Consider the following 15,265-nt stretch of genomic DNA (forward strand, 5'->3'; position numbering starts at 1 on the left):
TGCAGGCACGGGCGGGGCAGGAGATCAGGGTTTGTCCGGGCCTTCAGGCAGCGCCACGGAGATGTCCAGCACATCGTGCTGGCCATCCTTCACCAGGTCGACCTTCACTGCATCGACGTCGATGTTCACGTACTTCTTGATCACTTCCAGCAGCTCGCGCTGCAACAGCGGCAGGTAATCGGGGCCGCCGCGGTTGCTGCGTTCCTGCGCGATGATGATCTGCAGGCGGTTCTTGGCGGTTTCGGCGGTGGTCTTCTTCGCTTTGAGGAAATCAAACAGGCCCATGCTTACCCTCCGAACAGCTTGCTGAAGAAGCCCTTCTTCTCGACGTTGGTGAAGCGCATCGGGCGTTCTTCGCCGAGGATGCGCGCGACGGCGTCGTCGTAGGCCTGGCCGGCTGCAGACTCGACATCCAGGATGACCGGCTCGCCCTTGTTGGAGGCGTTGAGCACGTCACCCGACTCGGGGATCACGCCGATCGCCTTCAGGCCCAGCACTTCCTCGACGTCGGCGATGCTGAGCATCTCACCGCTTTCCACGCGCACCGGGGTGTAGCGGGTCAGCAGCAGGAAGGCCGGCACGTCCTGGCCGGACTCGGCCTTGTGGGTCTTCGAATCGAGCAGGCCGATGATGCGGTCCGAGTCGCGCACCGACGACACTTCCGGGTTCACCACCACCACGGCGCGGTCGGCGAAGTACATCGCCAGGAAGGCGCCCTTCTCGATGCCGGCCGGTGAGTCGCAGATGATGTAATCGAAGCCGTCGGCGGCCAGGTCCTTCAGGACCTTGCCCACGCCTTCCTGGGTCAGTGCGTCCTTGTCGCGGGTCTGCGAGGCGGCCAGCACGTACAGGTTCTCGAAGCGCTTGTCCTTGATCAGGGCCTGCTTGAGGGTCGCTTCGCCGTGCACGACGTTGACGAAGTCGTACACCACACGGCGTTCGCAGCCCATGATCAGATCGAGGTTGCGCAGGCCGACGTCGAAGTCGATCACCGCCACCTTCTTGCCGCGCCGTGCCAGGCCGCAGGCCAGGCTCGCGCTGGAAGTGGTCTTGCCGACGCCGCCCTTGCCGGAGGTGACTACGATGATTTCAGCCAAAGGACTTCTCCTGATGATTCTGTTTGGGTGCTGCGTCAGTCCAGCGCAGCGATCTTGATCTGGTCCTGTTCCAGCCACACCTGAACGGCCTTGCCGCGCAGGGAGTCCGGGACATCGTCCAGTACCTTGTAGTGGCCAGCAATGGCGACCAGTTCCGCATGGAAATCACGGCAGAAGATGCGTGCCGCGGTGTTGCCCTGGGCCCCTGCCAGCGCGCGGCCGCGCAGGGTGCCGTAGATATGGATGCTGCCATCGGCGATGACCTCGGCGCCGGCGCCGACGGTGGCCATCACGGTCAGGTCGCAGTTCTCAGCGTACAGCTGCTGGCCTGACCGCACGTTGCCCAGCTGCATGCGGCCCGGCTGCGGTGCAGCGGCGTCGGCCGACTTGGCCACCGGCGTGGCGGGGGCCGGCTTCGGCTCGGCACGCACCGCGCGGCGCGGTTCCGGCGCGGGCGGCGGCGGGGCCGGTTCGGCCTCCGCACGCTCGTACTGCGCACGGAACTTGGCCAGCAAAGGCAGGCCGAGCTGCTGCGAGAGCAGGTCGACCGCACTGGTGCCGTAGGCCAGTGCCACCGGCAACACACCGGCGTTGCGCAGGCCATCAACCAGCGCCTGCGCGGTGGCCACGTCCGGCACCTGGCTCAGGCCGCCGAAGTCGAGGATCACCGCAGCGCGGCCGAACAGCTTCGGCGCACGGGTGACGCGCTCGCGCATTTCCTGCACGAGGCGCTCGACATCAAGGGTACGGATGCGCAGGTTGGCGATGCCCACTTGGCCGATCTTCAGTTCACCAGCCTGTTCGTAATCGAAATTCACCGCCACGCTCAGGTCCCCGTCGGCCGCTGTGCCTGCGCCGGCAGCTGCCGGGCACGTGTCCATGCCACATCCGGCAGCTTGCCGCCATAGGTCTCCTGGACCCACGGGTAGCTGCACAGTTCCTTGGCCAGCATGCTGGCGCGCACATCGACCTGGGCCATGGTGTTCTGGCCCAGCTCGCGGAAGCCGAAGCTGCCGTGGAAGAGCAGGGCGGCATCGGCGCCATGGTCGAGGAAGACCTCGCAGGTCATCTGCGGGTAGCGCAGTTCGGCGAAGCTCTGCGCGTCGGCATAGAACGCACGGCCGACGCCACCGCCGCGACGGCGACTGGCGACCACGATGCGGTCGATGTAGAAGAACGGGGTGTCCAGCTGCTGCTTGAACCAGGCGAAATTGCTGCTGTCGTGCTGGCTGTCGCTGCCGAAGCCGATCAGGAATCCGGCCAGGTTGCCGTCGCGCTCGGCGACGCGGAAATACTCAGCGGTTTCGTAGAACAGGCGCAGACGGGCCGCATCCAGGGGAAGGATGGCCAGGCCAGCGTTGTTGTTCAAAGCCAGGACGGAATCGAGCTCGTGCTCGCGCACGTCGCGGATGACAATCGACATTGTGACTCCGTGGGGTAACGCGGTTGGTCCATCAAGGGACCCTGCGCACGATTATTGCATGCCCGGGGTGGGCTGCGGCATGAACAGGCGACCGGGCAGGCATTACTTCCGTGGGGTGCGGTACGCAGGCGCGGCCCGTAGAGTGCTGGCATGTTGGGAGTCCTCAGCCATACCCGTGTCCTCCGCCTGGCCGGCCTGTTCACCTGGGTCATGGTCGGCCTGCCGTTGGCATACTCGCAGTTCGAGAACCTGCACAGCCGCAACGACATGGGCGGCTGGGCGATCCTGCTGTTCGTCGCCTACCTGTCCTTCGGCACCGCCTATTACTGGCTGACCCGTATCCTGCGCAGCGACAGCCACACCAGCTGGCTGGACCGTGGTCTGTTGCTGCTGCTGACGATCTCTGCGCTGGGGGTCAGTTTCCTGAGCGGCTCGGGCCTGGGCAGCATCCTGATGATGGTCGCCGCCGGAGTCATCCCGTGGATGCTGTCGGTACGGCTGGGCGTACTCTGGCTGCTGGTCAGCCAGCTGGCGGTGGCGCCGGTCTACTACATGCTGCTGCGCTTCCCGCTGTTCGAAGCGGTGATGCAGTCGCTGCTGTATGGCGGCTTCTCCATGTTCATCTTCGTGACCAGCCTGGTCGCCCGCCAGCAGACCGAGGCCCGCGATGAGCAGCGCCGGCTCAATTCGGAACTGCGCGCCACCCGCGCCCTGCTGGCCGAGAGCGCCCGGGTCAACGAGCGCACCCGTATCTCGCGCGAGCTGCATGATCTGCTGGGCCATCAGCTGACCGCGCTGACCCTGAACCTGGAAGTGGCCGGGCACCTGGCCGAGGGCCAGGCGCTGGAGCATGTGAAGCGATCCCACGCGTTGGCCAAGCTGCTGCTGGGCAATGTGCGCGAGGTCGTCAGCCAGCTGCGCGAGACCGGTGCCATCGATCTGGCTGCGGCCCTGCGCCCGTTGACCGAGAACGTGCCCTCGCTGGACATCCAGCTGGAGATCGAGGATCCGCTGAACGTGGAGGATCCACAGCGGGCCCACGTGCTGCTGCGCTGCACCCAGGAAATCATCACCAATGCGGTACGCCACGCCGGTGCGCGCCACCTGTGGATCAAGGTGTACCGTGAAGCCCCCGACCGGGTGGTGGTCGAGGCCCGCGACGACGGCGTCGGCGCGGATATGGTCAATGTGGGCAATGGCTTGCGCGGCATGCGCGAGCGCCTGCAACAATGTGGGGGCCAGCTGCAGATCGAGACCCGCCCCGGCGAAGGTTTCCGGCTGCGGGCGACGGTGCCGGCAACGGTGCTGGTGGCCGCCCTTACCAAGGTTCCTGAAGGAGTGCGTTGATGATTCGCGTCTGCCTGGTCGACGACCAAACCCTGGTGCGGCAGGGAATCCGCTCCCTGCTGGCGCTCGACGACGGTATCGAGGTGGTGGCCGAGGCCGGCGATGGCCGACAGGCGGTCGAGCTGATACCGCAGGTGCGTCCCGACGTGGTCCTGATGGACATGCGCATGCCGGTGATGTCCGGCCTGGAGGCGCTGCAGATGCTGTCGCGCCAGGAGCAGCTGCCGCCGACCATCATCCTCACCACCTTCGATGACGACCAGCTTGTGCTGGCCGGGCTCAAGGCCGGTGCCAAGGGCTATCTGCTCAAGGACGTCACCCTGGCGCAGCTGGTCGGTGCCATCCGCACTGTGGCCGACGGCGGCTCACTGGTGCAGCCGGCCGTGACCCAGCGCCTGCTGTCCGGCCTGGAGCACATGCGCAACGAGTTCGTCAGCCTGGACCGTCCGGACCCGCTGACCGACCGTGAGACCGAGATCCTGCGGCTGATGGCCAGTGGCTTCTCCAACAAGGAGATCGCCAATTCGCTGGGTGTCGCCGAAGGGACCATCAAGAACCACGTGTCCAACATCCTCTCCAAGCTGGGCGTGCGCGACCGTACGCGCGCCGTACTGAAGGCGTTCGAACTCCAGCTGGTCTGAGGAAAATCGTTCTGGTACAAAGACTTGGGTGAAGGTCGGAGGTTGCGGCCAAGGTTGCCCCCTACTGGCCGGTAGCCGTATGCGTTACCCTTCGAATTCTTTGTCCATACAAATACGCAGCCGGCAGGGAAACCGGTGCGCCAATCCCGATAAACAATGCCCGCGAAGCCTGCTAGGATTGGCGCTTCGCTTCAATCAACCCGGCCGTGGGATCGGCCCCGGAGACTCTCTGAATGACCCGTATTATCGAGTTCCTGATCGCCTTGGGGATCGTGGCTGGCCTGTTCGTCATCATTGGCGTATGTCTGCCGGGCGAGCGTCACATCACCGAAAGCATCGAGACCAACCGCAAGATGACGATCGTGTACGACACGGTCAGCAGCCTGCGCCGCTTCAAGGACTGGAACCCGCTGGTACTGCGCGATCCCGCCGTTGAACTGAAGCTGTCCGGCCCGGCCTCCGGCGTCGGTGCCACCCTCGACTTCACTTCCAAGGACCTGGGTACCGGTTCCTGGAAGATCACCGAAGCCGAAGAGAACAAGCGTGTTGCCATCGCCATCGAAGACGCCACCAAGGGTCACGACAAGATCAGCACCTTCACCCTGGAGCCGACCGGCAAGGGTGGCCGCAACGTCAAGATCACCCAGGACTACTCGGTGAAGTACGGCTTCGACCTGTTCGGTCGTTACGCCGGCCTGTATGTCAGCCGCCAGATCGGCGACGACATCAAGATGGGTCTGTCGCGTATGGCCAACATGCTGGCCAGCGTCCCGAACGTCGACTACCGCACCCCGGAAGCCCCGCTGACCGACCTGGCCATCGTCGATGTGCCGGCTGAAGACCTGCTGGTCGTCAACGCCGGTAACGTGGACCGCGGTCAGGACACGATCACCAAGTCGATCAAGGACAACCAGGAGTGGATCAAGCGCGTGATGGAGGCCAATGGCCTTGAAGCCGCCGGTCCGTTCCGCATCATCACCACCGACTTCGGTCAGGAGAAGTACGCCTTCGACATCGCCCAGCCGGTGAAGAAGAAGGGTGCTGAAGGTGCCACCGCTGAAGAGCTGACCGTCAAGATCGACGGCGGCGCTCCGGTCAAGTACGTGCACGTGGCTCCGCACCGTTCGGCGCATGCGGCCTACACCGGCCACATGGCGGGTCTGGACGTGGCCCGCAACGGCCTGCGCGCCTGGGCCGTGACCTCGGGCAACGAAGTCATCGACCGTCCGTACGAATCCTGGAAGGACGGCATCGACAAGTCGTTCACCCCGGAAGGTACCTACGACATCTACTGGGCCGTCAAGTAAGCCTCGGCTGACCCATGTGATGTTGGACACGAAAACGCGCCGCTCATTGCGGCGCGTTTTTTTTTGATCTGGCGCCCGGCAAGGGGCGCTGCGCAAGGAGCCCACATGTTCAATCTGGAACGTCGCGCACGTAAGCCTTCGCTGCTGGCCTGCCTGGGGGCATTGCTGGCCGCTGCCTCGATCGGCCTGTCTGCCTACGCCTCGCACGGTGTGACCGACCCGCTGGCGCAGCAGCATCTGAACATGGCGGCGCTGTACGCGTTCGCACACGGTGCGGTGCTGGTAGCGATTGGCCCGCGCGCGCAGGGCGCGATCGCGCATCTGGCGCTGTATGTGCTGCTGCTGGGCGTGCTGTTGTTCTCCGGCAGCCTGGTGGGCGGCGCGCTGTGGCAGTGGCCGACGCGGATGGCGCCGATCGGCGGCACCAGCATGATGGCCGGATGGGTGTTGCTGGCGATCAATGCGTTGAGGCGGTAACTGAGTCGACATTGTCGCTTCAATCCATGCTGATGCGATCTGCAGCGTTCAGGGGCGTTACTTTTCTTTTCGCGCGAAAAGAAAAGTAACCAAAAGAAACGCGCCGCCGGCCGCGAGCCGATGCTGCGCATCGGTACCCTGTGCTCCTCGGTCCGCCGAGGGACGGTGCGGGAACTCGCTGCGCTCAGACACCCGCACCTCTTCGCCCTCGCCGGACCTGCGGTGCTCGGCTCGCTTGAAGGCGAACCCAACAGCTGCACGCTGATTCGTTGTAGAGGCTTCGAGCGAAGCGACCCGCTTTTGTCTTTGCTCTCTTGTTCCATTCCGTGGCGGACGCACACGGAAACTGTCAGAGGCCGGGCGGGTAGGCTGGGCAGGGGTATCCGCGCCATGGATGGCGCGGCTAAGCCTCCAGGGACGGATTCACGGCGTCCCCTGCCCAGCCTACCCGTCCGGACAGCTCCATGAATTTCGCATTGCTTTCGCCACGAGGGGCTCAGCCGTTGGCCGGTTTCCAGCACCAGTGCCAGGGTTCGTAGACGATGCCGTGCGGATTGTCGCGCGGGTAGCTCAGCTGGAAGCCATGCCCGCCCGCATGTGCCTGCAGCCACGCGAACGCGTCGGTGGCTTCGAAGGTCTCTTCGGCGGGAGCATCGCCGGGGGTACCAATGTCCAGCGCATGGCCGCTGTGGTGTTCGCTGAAACCCGGGGCGGCATTGACCTTCAGGATCTCCGCCACGCTCAGTCCGCGCGCCAGTTTCCGTTCAAAGATGCCCAGCTGGTAGGCATGGCTGCGGAAGCCGGAGATCGCGTCCAGCGCAATGCCATCCCGTGCCGCATGCAGTCGCATCCGTCGCCAGCCCTGCGCGGCGCCACGGCGCAGCCATAGTGGCCGGGCGAAGCGGTCGCGGCCGGCAAAATGCAGCAGGCACGGTTCGGGCTCCAGCGGCAGGCCGCTCTCGTCGGCGTAGCGCTGCGGGTCCAGGCCGAGCTGCTGCAGGCGCTGCTGCAGCCCGGCCAGCGGAAGCCATTGCTCTCCCAGCGCAGCGCCAACCGGGCGCGCCGCCGTGGCGTCGAGCAGTGTCAGTGCGTCCTCGACCCCGGGCTCTCGCGGCAGGCGCGGCACCATCGAATGCAGGCCGTGCGGCAGTACGGCCGCCAGATAGCGGCCATCGCGCTTGCGTCGCAGCACCCATTGCGCCCGTGCCAACAGGCGTGCGTCGAGGTTGCTGCGTGCGCGCAGCAGGTGGGCAGGCCACAGTTCGATGGCCTCGGTATTGATCAGCAGGGGCAGGCGTCGTTGCATCGCCTCAGCTTACTGCCGTGGTGCCGGTGCGGCCACCTTGCGTAGTGCATCGAGCAGCGACTGCGGCCGGTCCAGACTGAGCAGCAGCGTGCTGCCATCGCTGACCGGCAGGGCGAGAACGCGCGTGCGGTCGGTGACCAGCGCGAAACCCTTGCCGCCGCCCTGCAGGCGGAAGTGGCCGGAATAGAAACCCGGCATTGCATAACCGTTGGTCTTGAAGCGGATGCCATAACGAGGGTCACGTTGCAGGTCGACCACCTCGGCCTGGTCCAGCCGCAGTTGCGCCACCGGCACGCGCCGTCGGTACATCGTCGAGCGCACGTCCAGCACGTCGCCGGCCAGTTCCACCCGACGGCGGAAGAAGGCTGTGCCCAGTCCGATGCCGAGCAGGGCGATCACCAGCAGGCTCCATGCCGCACTGCCGCCCATCCGGAACCAGGGCGGCGACAGCGTTACTTCGATCCAGGGTGCCGTGGCAGGCGCCTTGTACAGTTGTGCATACAGGCAAGCGACGAAGGCTGCCAGCAATGGCAGCACGACCCACAGCACGCGTAACGGCGAACTCTCGGCCACGTCGAACGGTTTCGGGTCACTGCCGCCCACGGCTCAGGCCTCCTTCTTGAACACCAGCATCGCCGGGCGCATCGGCGCCGGGATGATGATGTTGACCAGCTCCCAGCCCAGTTGGCCCTGGCGGCTGAGTTCGGCCTGGACATCCTCAGGCTTCAGCACGCCCATCATGGACGTCTTGACCTCGATCGTCTGGTAGCTCCAGCGCTTGCTCATTCCTTGTCCTCCGGCGATGGCTTGGGTTTTGGCAGGCGTCCTGCCTTGCGCAATGCGTCGCGCAGTACGTATTCGATCTGTGCGTTGAGGCTGCGCAGCTCGTCGTCAGCCCAGCGCTGTGCCGCGGCCAGGACCTCGGCATTGATGCGCAGCGGATAGGCTTTCTTCTCACTCATGAAAACTCCTGGCGGGGCGGTGGGGCGCCCCGTTGCGAGGGTGGTTCAGTACAGGGAGCCGGCGTTGACGATCGGCTGGGTGCCGCGGTCCGAGCACAGCACGGTCAGCAGGTTGCTGACCATGTGCGCCTTGCGTTCCTCGTCCAGCTGCACCACGCCGTTCTTCTGCAGTTCGGCCAGGGCCATCTCGACCATGCCCACCGCACCGGCCACGATGCGCGTGCGCGCGGCGATCACCGCGTTGGCCTGCTGCCGCTGCAGCATCGCCTGGGCGATTTCGGCGGCGTAGGCCAGGTGGCTGATGCGCGCATCGATCACCTGCACGCCCGCATCGGCCAGGCGCTCGGCCAGTTCGTTCTTCAGGTGCTGGGAGATCTCGCTGGCGTGGCTGCGCAGCGCCAGCTGGCCGTCCTCGTGCTGGTCGTAGGGGTAGCTGGTGGCCATCGCGCGCAGCGCCGATTCGGACTGGATGTGCACGAAGCTCTCGTAATCGTCCACGTTGTAGACCGCCTCGGAGGCATCGACCACCTGCCAGACGATCACCGCGGCGATCTCGATCGGGCTGCCGTCCAGCTCGTTGACCTTCAGCTTGCCGCTCTCGAAGTTGCGCACGCGCTGGCTGACCCGGCGCTTGGCAAAGAAGGGGTTGTTCCAGCGCAGGCCGTTGTCCTTCACGGTGCCCACGTACTTGCCGAACAGGCTCAGCACGGCCGCCTGGTTGGGCTGGATGGTGTACAGGCCGGCCAGGATGAACACGCCCAGCGCCACCAGCAGGGCGCCCAGCAGCATCAGCAGGAGGTTGGGCGAGCCGGCGCTGGCCTTGGCTGCCACGCCCAGTACGAACAGGGCGGCGCCAGCGAGGGCGACGAGCAGGGCGCCGGCCAGCGTGCCGAGGCCGTTGAGGGAAGACAGCGACTTCTCTTTCATGGCGGTACGTCCTTGAGGGTTCGGAATGAAGATATCAAAGTGATATCACTTTTCGACTACCGTTCGTCGGATGCCATGGCCAGGGGGCGTGGCCAGCTAGAATGCCCATCCGCCTTCACATTGCTGCTGGAACCGCCATGGCCAAGCTTGGAACTCCGTTGTCCCCCTCCGCCACCCGCGTGCTGCTGCTGGGCTCGGGCGAACTCGGCAAGGAGGTGGCCATCGAGCTGCAGCGGCTGGGCGTGGAGGTGATCGCCGCCGACCGCTATGCTGATGCCCCGGCCATGCAGGTCGCGCACCGCTCGCATGTGATCGACATGCTCGATGCAATGGCCCTGCGCGCGTTGATCGCGCAGGAGCAGCCGCACCTGGTGGTGCCGGAGATCGAGGCCATCCACACCGAAACCCTGGTCCAGCTGGAACAGGAGCAGGGCCTGCGGGTGATCCCGACCGCGCGCGCTGCACGCCTGACCATGGACCGCGAAGGCATCCGCCGCCTGGCCGCCGAGACACTGGGCCTGCCGACCTCGCCGTACCGCTTCGTCGATACCGAGGCCGAATACCGTGCTGCCGTGGCCGCCATCGGCCTGCCGTGCGTGGTCAAGCCGGTGATGTCGTCCTCGGGCAAGGGCCAGAGCACCCTGCGCAGCGAAGCGGACATCGCCCCGGCGTGGGAGTACGCGCAGACCGGTGGCCGTGCCGGTGCCGGTCGCTGCATCGTCGAAGGCTTCATCGATTTCGATTACGAGATCACCCTGCTGACCGTGCGCCATGCCGGCGGCACCTCGTTCTGCGCGCCGATCGGGCATCTGCAGAAGGATGGCGATTACCGCGAAAGCTGGCAGCCGCAGCCGATGTCGAGTGCTGCGTTGGCGCGTGCCGAAGAGATCTCGCGTGCGATCACCGACGACCTCGGCGGCTGGGGCCTGTTCGGTGTGGAGCTGTTCGTGAAGGGCGACGAAGTATGGTTCAGCGAAGTGTCGCCGCGCCCGCACGACACCGGCCTGGTGACGCTGGTATCGCAGGAGCTGAGCGAGTTCGCGCTGCATGCGCGCGCCATCCTCGGTCTGCCGATCCCGGTGATCCGCCAGAGCGGCCCGTCGGCCTCGTGTGCGCTGCTGGCACATGGCGAGGGCGTGCCGTATTTCAACAACGTGGCCGCCGCCCTGCAGGTGCCGGATACCGCCGTGCGCCTGTTCGGCAAGCCGAGCGTGCACGGCCATCGCCGCGTAGGCGTGACCCTGGCGCGCGCGGAAACCATCGACGAAGCACGCGCCATCGCGCGTGATGCCGCCGAAGTCATCGGCGTCGAGCTGCGCCCTTAAGCCTGCATCTGCTTTTTGCAGAGCCGAGTCCAGGCTCGGCTCTGCAACCGCCGTGGCAGGTACTAGCGTCTACGCCAGGGCAGAACGGTCACATGAATGATGGCCACGATGCCCAGCGTCGAACCATAGAGCCACCAGGTACCAAAGCGGTCGGCGTAGCCCTTCCAGCAGGCAACTGCGGCCGGAATCAGGCCGATCAGCATCAGGGGCAGCAGGGTGAATACCCATCTTTGGCGCATGGCCATCAGCAACGCAATCACCGCAGCAACGCCGGCAATGATCAGCAGATTCTTCTTCAAGTGCGGCTCCCCTTGCCGTTCCGTTGCTGGACTCTAACAAAGGGGCGCCGCCTTCTGTAAAGACGCCTTACGGCTTCACGTCCACCCACACCAGGTGGTGGTCGCTGCCGTCGGCGATCTTCGCTTCCGGGCTTTCATTGGCCGGCCAGAAGATACCGCTGCCGACGTATTCGAAACCGGTCGAGGGCAGTACGTAGTCCAGGCGCATGGTGCCGGACTTCGGGCCGAAATCGCCGGTGGCGTGGAACGGTGCGCCCTTGCGCTCGATGCCCTTGGCCGCATAGGCCAGGCTGGTCTGCTCGCCGCCGACGCTGCGCGGGGTGGGGTAGCGCAGCACGCGGGCGTTCTCGATCAGCTCGACGATCGCCTCATGGCGGCCATCGCCGTCGACCGGGTCGTTGTTGAGGTCGCCGAGGATCACGAAGCGCGCATCCTGCGCCAGGCCACCGCACTGGCCCTTGTCGTCGCACAGCCACGGCTTGTCACCCTTGGACAGGTACTCCTGCCACAGGCGCAGTTCGTCGTGGTTGCGTGCTGCGTTGCGCTTTTCCGGGCCGTCGAATACCGGCGGCGTCGGGTGTGAGACCAGCGCGTGGACCACGCCACCCGGGGTCTTCACCGGCACGTCCCAATGCGACTTCGACGACAGGCGCAGCTGCGACCACACATGGTCGTTGTAGAAGCTCTTGCCGGTGCGCGGGTCGACCGGACGGATCGCGCCGGGCATCGCGCTCCACTTCAGCAGCTGGAAGCTGCGCACCTTGGCTTCGTCGATCGGGTAGCGCGACAGCACCAGCATGCCGTACTGGCCCGGGTGCAGGCCGTAGCCCCAGGCATCGTTGCCGCGGCTGCGGCCTTCGCCGCCGACCACGCCGTTGTTGTCCAGGTCCAGTCCACTGGGCACGCCGGTATTGACCGGGGCCAGGTAGCGGTAGGCGAAGTGCAGCGGCTTGCCGCCGCCGGGCTGGGCCACTTCCAGGTAGCGCTTCTGGAACAGGTCGGCGGCACGATGGGCGTCGTCGAAATCGAATTCGTTCAACAGCACCAGATCCGGACGCACCTGCTGCAGTACCGCGGCGATCTTGCGTGCGTGCTCGCTGTCACCTTCCAGTTCCTTGATCAGGCCACCGGCGTCGTCGGAATACAGCGAGGTGTTGTAGGTGGCCAGGCGCAGCGCAGCGGACGGCTTTTCGGTCATCGCGGGGGACGTGGCGAAGGCAGGGGCGCTGGCGCCGCAGAGCAGGGCCAGGGCGAGGATCAGGGGATGGCGGCGGGTCATGTTCATGGGCCGTATTGTGCACCCGGCCCGGTGTCAGCGGTTTGTCAGCGCCCGTCCAGATCGTTGTCGAAATCGTGCCAGCGGCGGCCATCGTAGGCTTCCAGCGGATGGAAGCGGCGCTTGTAGTCCATCTTCTGGTGGCCACGGATCCAATAGCCCAGGTACACGTGCGGCAGTCCCTCGCGGCGTGCCCATTCGATCTGCTGCAGGATCGCGAAGGTGCCCAGTCCACGTGCGGCGTGGTCCGGGTCGAAGAAGGTGTAGACCGCCGACAGGCCGTGCTCGGTGACGTCGGTCACCGCCACCCCCAGCAGTTGGCTGGGCTGACCGTCGTGGCCGGGCAGGCGCATTTCCATGAAGCGGGTGTGCGACCAGCTGCCGATCAGGAACTGCTCGAATTCGTGCGGGCCATGGTCGTCCATGCCGCCGTTGGCGTGGCGGTGGGTGAGATAACGGTGATACAGCGCGAACAGGTCGTCACGGGCGGTGGCGGCGGTGATCCGCACCTCCAGGTCGTCATTGCGGGCGGCACAGCGGCGCTGGCTGCGGTCGGGGGCGAAGCGGGCCACCGGGATGCGCACCGCCACGCAGGCCTGGCAGTGCGCGCAGTGCGGCCGGTAGACCAGATCGCCACTGCGGCGGAAGCCCCAGCTCAGTGCCAGCGGGTACAAGCCACCAAGGCGACGATCGTGCGGATCCAGCACCAGGTCACGTGCCACCCGGTCCGACCAGTACCCGCAGGGGTGCTCGCCGGTCTGGAAAAGTCGCAGTTCGTCGTCTCTGTCGCCATGAATCGCCATGGGCACAGCATAGCCCCAGGTTGTCGCAGTGGCGGCGACTGTCCGCCGGATGAATGGAACCGGCAGCGGCGTCAACCGATGTCGCGCCCGGGCGTTGTCGTCTCCCGAGGGTGAAGTGATCACCCCGACGCTGTTCCCATCCCCAGGAGTGACCTCATGATCCGTACCCCCCTGCTGCTGGCCCTGCTGCTCGGCACCTCCGCTTCCGGTATCGCGCTCGCGGCCGACACCCCGACCACGCCGGCGCAGCGCCCGGCCAGGCTGGACACCAACGGCGACGGCGTCATCGACCGCAGCGAGGCCGCTGCCCACCCGCGCCTGGCCGCGAAGTTCGACGAGCTGGACAAGAACAAGGATGGCAAGCTCTCGCGCGATGAGCTGCCGCGCTGGCAGCATGGTCGTCGTGGCCATGGCGGTGAGCGCTGGGCCAAGCTGGACGTCAACAAGGACGGCCGCATCAGCCGCGAGGAAGCCAAGGCCGACCCGCGCCTGGCAGCTCGCTTCGACCAGCTTGATCTGAACAAGGACGGCTACCTGGACAAGGCTGACCGCGAGCTGCGCATGAAGCAACGTCGTGATGCCTGGTTCGCTGCCGCCGACACCAACAAGGACGGCCAGCTGAGCAAGGCCGAGTTCGACGCAGCCAAGGGCCCGATGCACGGTGGCCCGCGCCATGGCGGTCCGCGTGATGGCGCTGCGCCGAAGCCGCAGCCGCAGCGCTGAGGGTCAACGCGGTGAAATGACGACAACGCCGGCAGACTGCCGGCGTTGTCCGTTACACGTTTCCGTTGCGCATCAGCGCATATACCACCAGACCGATCACGAATACGTTCGCCCCGATGATGCCGGTGCGCCCGTACACGGATTCGTATTTCCAGTTGGTTCCGCTGCGGCCGCGCCGCGCTGAATCGCGCGCGATCATGGGTGCCATCACGCGCTGCAGCGGCACCAGGCACTGGTAGTTCACCGTACCCAGGCCGATGACGAGAATCGCAAGTTGCAGCCAGAATGGCACCTGCAGCATCAGCGAGATCAGCAGGCTGGTGCAGACGACCATCGCGGTGAACGTATTGAGGTGCACGAAGCGTCGCACTGCTGTTCGTTCCTGCTGGGTGTCTGCGAAGCGCAGCAGGAAGCGGCCACCCAGATAGCTGCCGATGATGCCGCCGACGACGCCACCGGCAACGGTGGCCCAGTCGCTGGCGGGAATCAGGTGCAGCTGGCTGGCGGCGGCCGTCAGTGAACCCATGGCGGCCCCGCCTGCGGCACTGACGCCGCCCAGGCCCAGCTTGCTGCCGCCCACGCCGATACCGGTGCCGAGCAGGATCGCTGCGCTGGCAGTGCCGGGCGCGGCCACCAGTACCATCGAAACCACCGCCGTAGCGAACGCGGCACTGGGTGCGCTGCTGCGCGCGAACTCGCCGAAGCGCTGCAGCAGGCCGTCGCGCACCAGGGCGCGGGCACGCGACAGGCGCTTGCGCACGGCGGCGTCACTGAGCCCAAGCAGGTCGGCCACCTGCTGCGAGCGCTGGCCTTCGCGGTAGTACAGCAACAGCACTTCGCGGCTGTCGGCGGGCAAGGCGGAAATGATGTCCTCGGCGGCGATCTCTTCCTCCACCCGCTGCAGGCGGTCGGCCGCGCCCGGCGACGGGTCGGCGGCCATGCCCATCGCCACCTCGGCCGCCTCGCCGGTCAGCGGCCGGCCACGTTGTGCACGTATCCAGTCGCGGGCCAGGTTGCGGGTGATCTGCCGAAGCCAGGGCAGGAAACTGGTCGAACTGCGCAGCTGGTGCAGCTGCTGCCAGCCCTTGACGAAGGCCTCCTGGGCGATGTCCTCGCTGGCCTGGCGGTCGCGGGTGATGGCCAGCGCGATGGCGGTGACCGTGTTCTGGCAGGCCAGCACGATACGGCCATAGGCGTGCTGGCACCCGCTGGCGGCGGCGGGCAGTTCGCGTTCCAGGGTCTGGTCGATCGATGCGGCGAACGTCGTCATGGCGGCGGCTCTCCTGCTGGGATTGTGTCCCATGACGGAGCCGCGCGCGAAGTGTGACCGGCCTTCTGCACGGTAGTGCCGG

The 15,265-nt window shown here is 66.2% G+C and carries 19 protein-coding genes; 6 read left to right on the top strand and 13 right to left on the bottom strand.

The window, feature by feature from the left end; all coding sequences use genetic code 11:
- Nucleotides 1-24 precede the first annotated feature (24 nt).
- The 4 genes from minE to R1H25_RS02345 are packed head-to-tail and all read right to left on the bottom strand — an operon-like array spanning nt 25 to nt 2,520.
- Complete coding sequence (gene minE / locus R1H25_RS02330; RefSeq protein WP_004148073.1) at nt 25-285, bottom strand: cell division topological specificity factor MinE; 261 nt, start codon at nt 283-285, stop codon at nt 25-27.
- A 2-nt stretch (nt 286-287) separates the two neighbouring features.
- The gene (gene minD / locus R1H25_RS02335) at nt 288-1,097 is read right to left on the bottom strand and encodes a septum site-determining protein MinD (protein ID WP_049445948.1); all 810 of its coding nucleotides are present in this window, start codon (nt 1,095-1,097) and stop codon (nt 288-290) included.
- 35 nt (nt 1,098-1,132) lie between these two features.
- Nucleotides 1,133-1,978 (bottom strand): septum site-determining protein MinC, encoded by an 846-nt coding sequence (gene minC, locus R1H25_RS02340; protein ID WP_317222555.1) that lies wholly within the window; start codon nt 1,976-1,978, stop codon nt 1,133-1,135.
- Nucleotides 1,924-2,520: a GNAT family N-acetyltransferase gene (locus tag R1H25_RS02345; protein ID WP_005408535.1), complete on the bottom strand. Its 597-nt coding sequence runs from the start codon at nt 2,518-2,520 to the stop codon at nt 1,924-1,926. The genes minC and R1H25_RS02345 overlap by 55 nt, the downstream gene beginning before the upstream one ends.
- 150 nt (nt 2,521-2,670) lie before the next feature.
- Here R1H25_RS02345 and R1H25_RS02350 point away from each other — a divergent pair, with 150 nt between their 5' ends.
- The 4 genes from R1H25_RS02350 to R1H25_RS02365 all read left to right on the top strand — a co-directional run bounded on the left by R1H25_RS02350 (nt 2,671) and on the right by R1H25_RS02365 (nt 6,292).
- The gene (locus R1H25_RS02350; protein WP_049445944.1) at nt 2,671-3,867 is read left to right on the top strand and encodes a sensor histidine kinase; all 1,197 of its coding nucleotides are present in this window, start codon (nt 2,671-2,673) and stop codon (nt 3,865-3,867) included.
- On the top strand, nt 3,867-4,508 hold the full coding sequence (locus R1H25_RS02355; RefSeq protein ID WP_049445942.1) for a response regulator transcription factor: 642 nt from the start codon (nt 3,867-3,869) through the stop codon (nt 4,506-4,508). The genes R1H25_RS02350 and R1H25_RS02355 overlap by 1 nt, the downstream gene beginning before the upstream one ends.
- A 233-nt stretch (nt 4,509-4,741) precedes the next feature.
- Nucleotides 4,742-5,815, top strand: coding sequence for an SRPBCC family protein (locus R1H25_RS02360; protein WP_049445941.1), 1,074 nt, complete (start codon nt 4,742-4,744; stop codon nt 5,813-5,815).
- Between the two features lie 105 nt (nt 5,816-5,920).
- Entirely contained in the window at nt 5,921-6,292 is a 372-nt protein-coding gene (locus tag R1H25_RS02365) for a DUF423 domain-containing protein (protein ID WP_317222559.1), read from the top strand.
- A gap of 496 nt (nt 6,293-6,788) precedes the next feature.
- Here R1H25_RS02365 and R1H25_RS02370 read toward each other — a convergent pair whose 3' ends face one another.
- Genes R1H25_RS02370 through R1H25_RS02390 form a run of 5 tightly spaced genes read right to left on the bottom strand, consistent with a single transcriptional unit; the run spans nt 6,789 to nt 9,487 of the window.
- Nucleotides 6,789-7,598: a D-alanyl-D-alanine carboxypeptidase family protein gene (locus tag R1H25_RS02370; protein ID WP_317222560.1), complete on the bottom strand. Its 810-nt coding sequence runs from the start codon at nt 7,596-7,598 to the stop codon at nt 6,789-6,791.
- Between the two features lie 9 nt (nt 7,599-7,607).
- The gene (locus tag R1H25_RS02375) at nt 7,608-8,201 is read right to left on the bottom strand and encodes a PH domain-containing protein (RefSeq protein ID WP_057500067.1); all 594 of its coding nucleotides are present in this window, start codon (nt 8,199-8,201) and stop codon (nt 7,608-7,610) included.
- A gap of 3 nt (nt 8,202-8,204) precedes the next feature.
- Entirely contained in the window at nt 8,205-8,384 is a 180-nt protein-coding gene (locus R1H25_RS02380) for a DUF4177 domain-containing protein (protein WP_005408542.1), read from the bottom strand.
- Nucleotides 8,381-8,560, bottom strand: a complete 180-nt coding sequence (locus tag R1H25_RS02385) for a hypothetical protein (RefSeq protein WP_005412615.1) — start codon at nt 8,558-8,560, stop codon at nt 8,381-8,383. Before R1H25_RS02385 ends, R1H25_RS02380 begins: the two co-directional genes overlap by 4 nt.
- Before the next feature lie 45 nt (nt 8,561-8,605).
- The gene (locus R1H25_RS02390; RefSeq protein WP_024956284.1) at nt 8,606-9,487 is read right to left on the bottom strand and encodes an SPFH domain-containing protein; all 882 of its coding nucleotides are present in this window, start codon (nt 9,485-9,487) and stop codon (nt 8,606-8,608) included.
- Nucleotides 9,488-9,624: 137 nt separating this feature from the next.
- On the opposite strand from R1H25_RS02390, the gene purT reads away from it, so the two are divergent.
- On the top strand, nt 9,625-10,812 hold the full coding sequence (gene purT, locus R1H25_RS02395; protein ID WP_317222561.1) for a formate-dependent phosphoribosylglycinamide formyltransferase: 1,188 nt from the start codon (nt 9,625-9,627) through the stop codon (nt 10,810-10,812).
- Between the two features lie 62 nt (nt 10,813-10,874).
- Here purT and R1H25_RS02400 read toward each other — a convergent pair whose 3' ends face one another.
- From R1H25_RS02400 to R1H25_RS02410, 3 genes are all read right to left on the bottom strand, one after another.
- Entirely contained in the window at nt 10,875-11,111 is a 237-nt protein-coding gene (locus R1H25_RS02400) for a hypothetical protein (RefSeq protein WP_317222562.1), read from the bottom strand.
- Nucleotides 11,112-11,178: 67 nt separating this feature from the next.
- Nucleotides 11,179-12,396 carry an endonuclease/exonuclease/phosphatase family protein gene (locus R1H25_RS02405; RefSeq protein ID WP_164176469.1) on the bottom strand — a complete coding sequence of 406 codons (1,218 nt, stop codon included), beginning with the start codon at nt 12,394-12,396 and terminating at the stop codon, nt 11,179-11,181.
- Between the two features lie 38 nt (nt 12,397-12,434).
- Entirely contained in the window at nt 12,435-13,190 is a 756-nt protein-coding gene (locus R1H25_RS02410) for an arginyltransferase (RefSeq protein ID WP_049447050.1), read from the bottom strand.
- 156 nt (nt 13,191-13,346) lie between these two features.
- On the opposite strand from R1H25_RS02410, the gene R1H25_RS02415 reads away from it, so the two are divergent.
- Nucleotides 13,347-13,913 carry an EF-hand domain-containing protein gene (locus tag R1H25_RS02415; RefSeq protein WP_088480548.1) on the top strand — a complete coding sequence of 189 codons (567 nt, stop codon included), beginning with the start codon at nt 13,347-13,349 and terminating at the stop codon, nt 13,911-13,913.
- A 52-nt stretch (nt 13,914-13,965) separates the two neighbouring features.
- Here the strand turns inward: R1H25_RS02415 and R1H25_RS02420 are convergent, their stop codons facing one another.
- Nucleotides 13,966-15,183 (bottom strand): sigma-70 family RNA polymerase sigma factor, encoded by a 1,218-nt coding sequence (locus R1H25_RS02420; protein WP_317222563.1) that lies wholly within the window; start codon nt 15,181-15,183, stop codon nt 13,966-13,968.
- Between the last annotated feature and the right edge of the window lie 82 nt (nt 15,184-15,265).

The sequence above is a fragment of the Stenotrophomonas veracruzanensis genome (genome assembly GCF_032911525.1).
GTDB lineage: Bacteria > Pseudomonadota > Gammaproteobacteria > Xanthomonadales > Xanthomonadaceae > Stenotrophomonas > Stenotrophomonas africana.

Coding starts and splice junctions, on each gene's coding strand:
- R1H25_RS02380 (WP_005408542.1), bottom strand. CDS start 8,384: ATGAGCAAGCGCTGGAGCTACCAGACGATCGAGGTCAAGACGTCCATG.
- R1H25_RS02365 (WP_317222559.1), top strand. CDS start 5,921: ATGTTCAATCTGGAACGTCGCGCACGTAAGCCTTCGCTGCTGGCCTGC.
- R1H25_RS02350 (WP_049445944.1), top strand. CDS start 2,671: ATGTTGGGAGTCCTCAGCCATACCCGTGTCCTCCGCCTGGCCGGCCTG.
- minE (WP_004148073.1), bottom strand. CDS start 285: ATGGGCCTGTTTGATTTCCTCAAAGCGAAGAAGACCACCGCCGAAACC.
- R1H25_RS02360 (WP_049445941.1), top strand. CDS start 4,742: ATGACCCGTATTATCGAGTTCCTGATCGCCTTGGGGATCGTGGCTGGC.
- R1H25_RS02410 (WP_049447050.1), bottom strand. CDS start 13,190: ATGGCGATTCATGGCGACAGAGACGACGAACTGCGACTTTTCCAGACC.
- R1H25_RS02390 (WP_024956284.1), bottom strand. CDS start 9,487: ATGAAAGAGAAGTCGCTGTCTTCCCTCAACGGCCTCGGCACGCTGGCC.
- purT (WP_317222561.1), top strand. CDS start 9,625: ATGGCCAAGCTTGGAACTCCGTTGTCCCCCTCCGCCACCCGCGTGCTG.
- R1H25_RS02355 (WP_049445942.1), top strand. CDS start 3,867: ATGATTCGCGTCTGCCTGGTCGACGACCAAACCCTGGTGCGGCAGGGA.
- minC (WP_317222555.1), bottom strand. CDS start 1,978: ATGGACACGTGCCCGGCAGCTGCCGGCGCAGGCACAGCGGCCGACGGG.
- R1H25_RS02370 (WP_317222560.1), bottom strand. CDS start 7,598: ATGCAACGACGCCTGCCCCTGCTGATCAATACCGAGGCCATCGAACTG.
- R1H25_RS02385 (WP_005412615.1), bottom strand. CDS start 8,560: ATGAGTGAGAAGAAAGCCTATCCGCTGCGCATCAATGCCGAGGTCCTG.
- R1H25_RS02345 (WP_005408535.1), bottom strand. CDS start 2,520: ATGTCGATTGTCATCCGCGACGTGCGCGAGCACGAGCTCGATTCCGTC.
- R1H25_RS02420 (WP_317222563.1), bottom strand. CDS start 15,183: ATGACGACGTTCGCCGCATCGATCGACCAGACCCTGGAACGCGAACTG.
- R1H25_RS02405 (WP_164176469.1), bottom strand. CDS start 12,396: ATGAACATGACCCGCCGCCATCCCCTGATCCTCGCCCTGGCCCTGCTC.
- R1H25_RS02415 (WP_088480548.1), top strand. CDS start 13,347: ATGATCCGTACCCCCCTGCTGCTGGCCCTGCTGCTCGGCACCTCCGCT.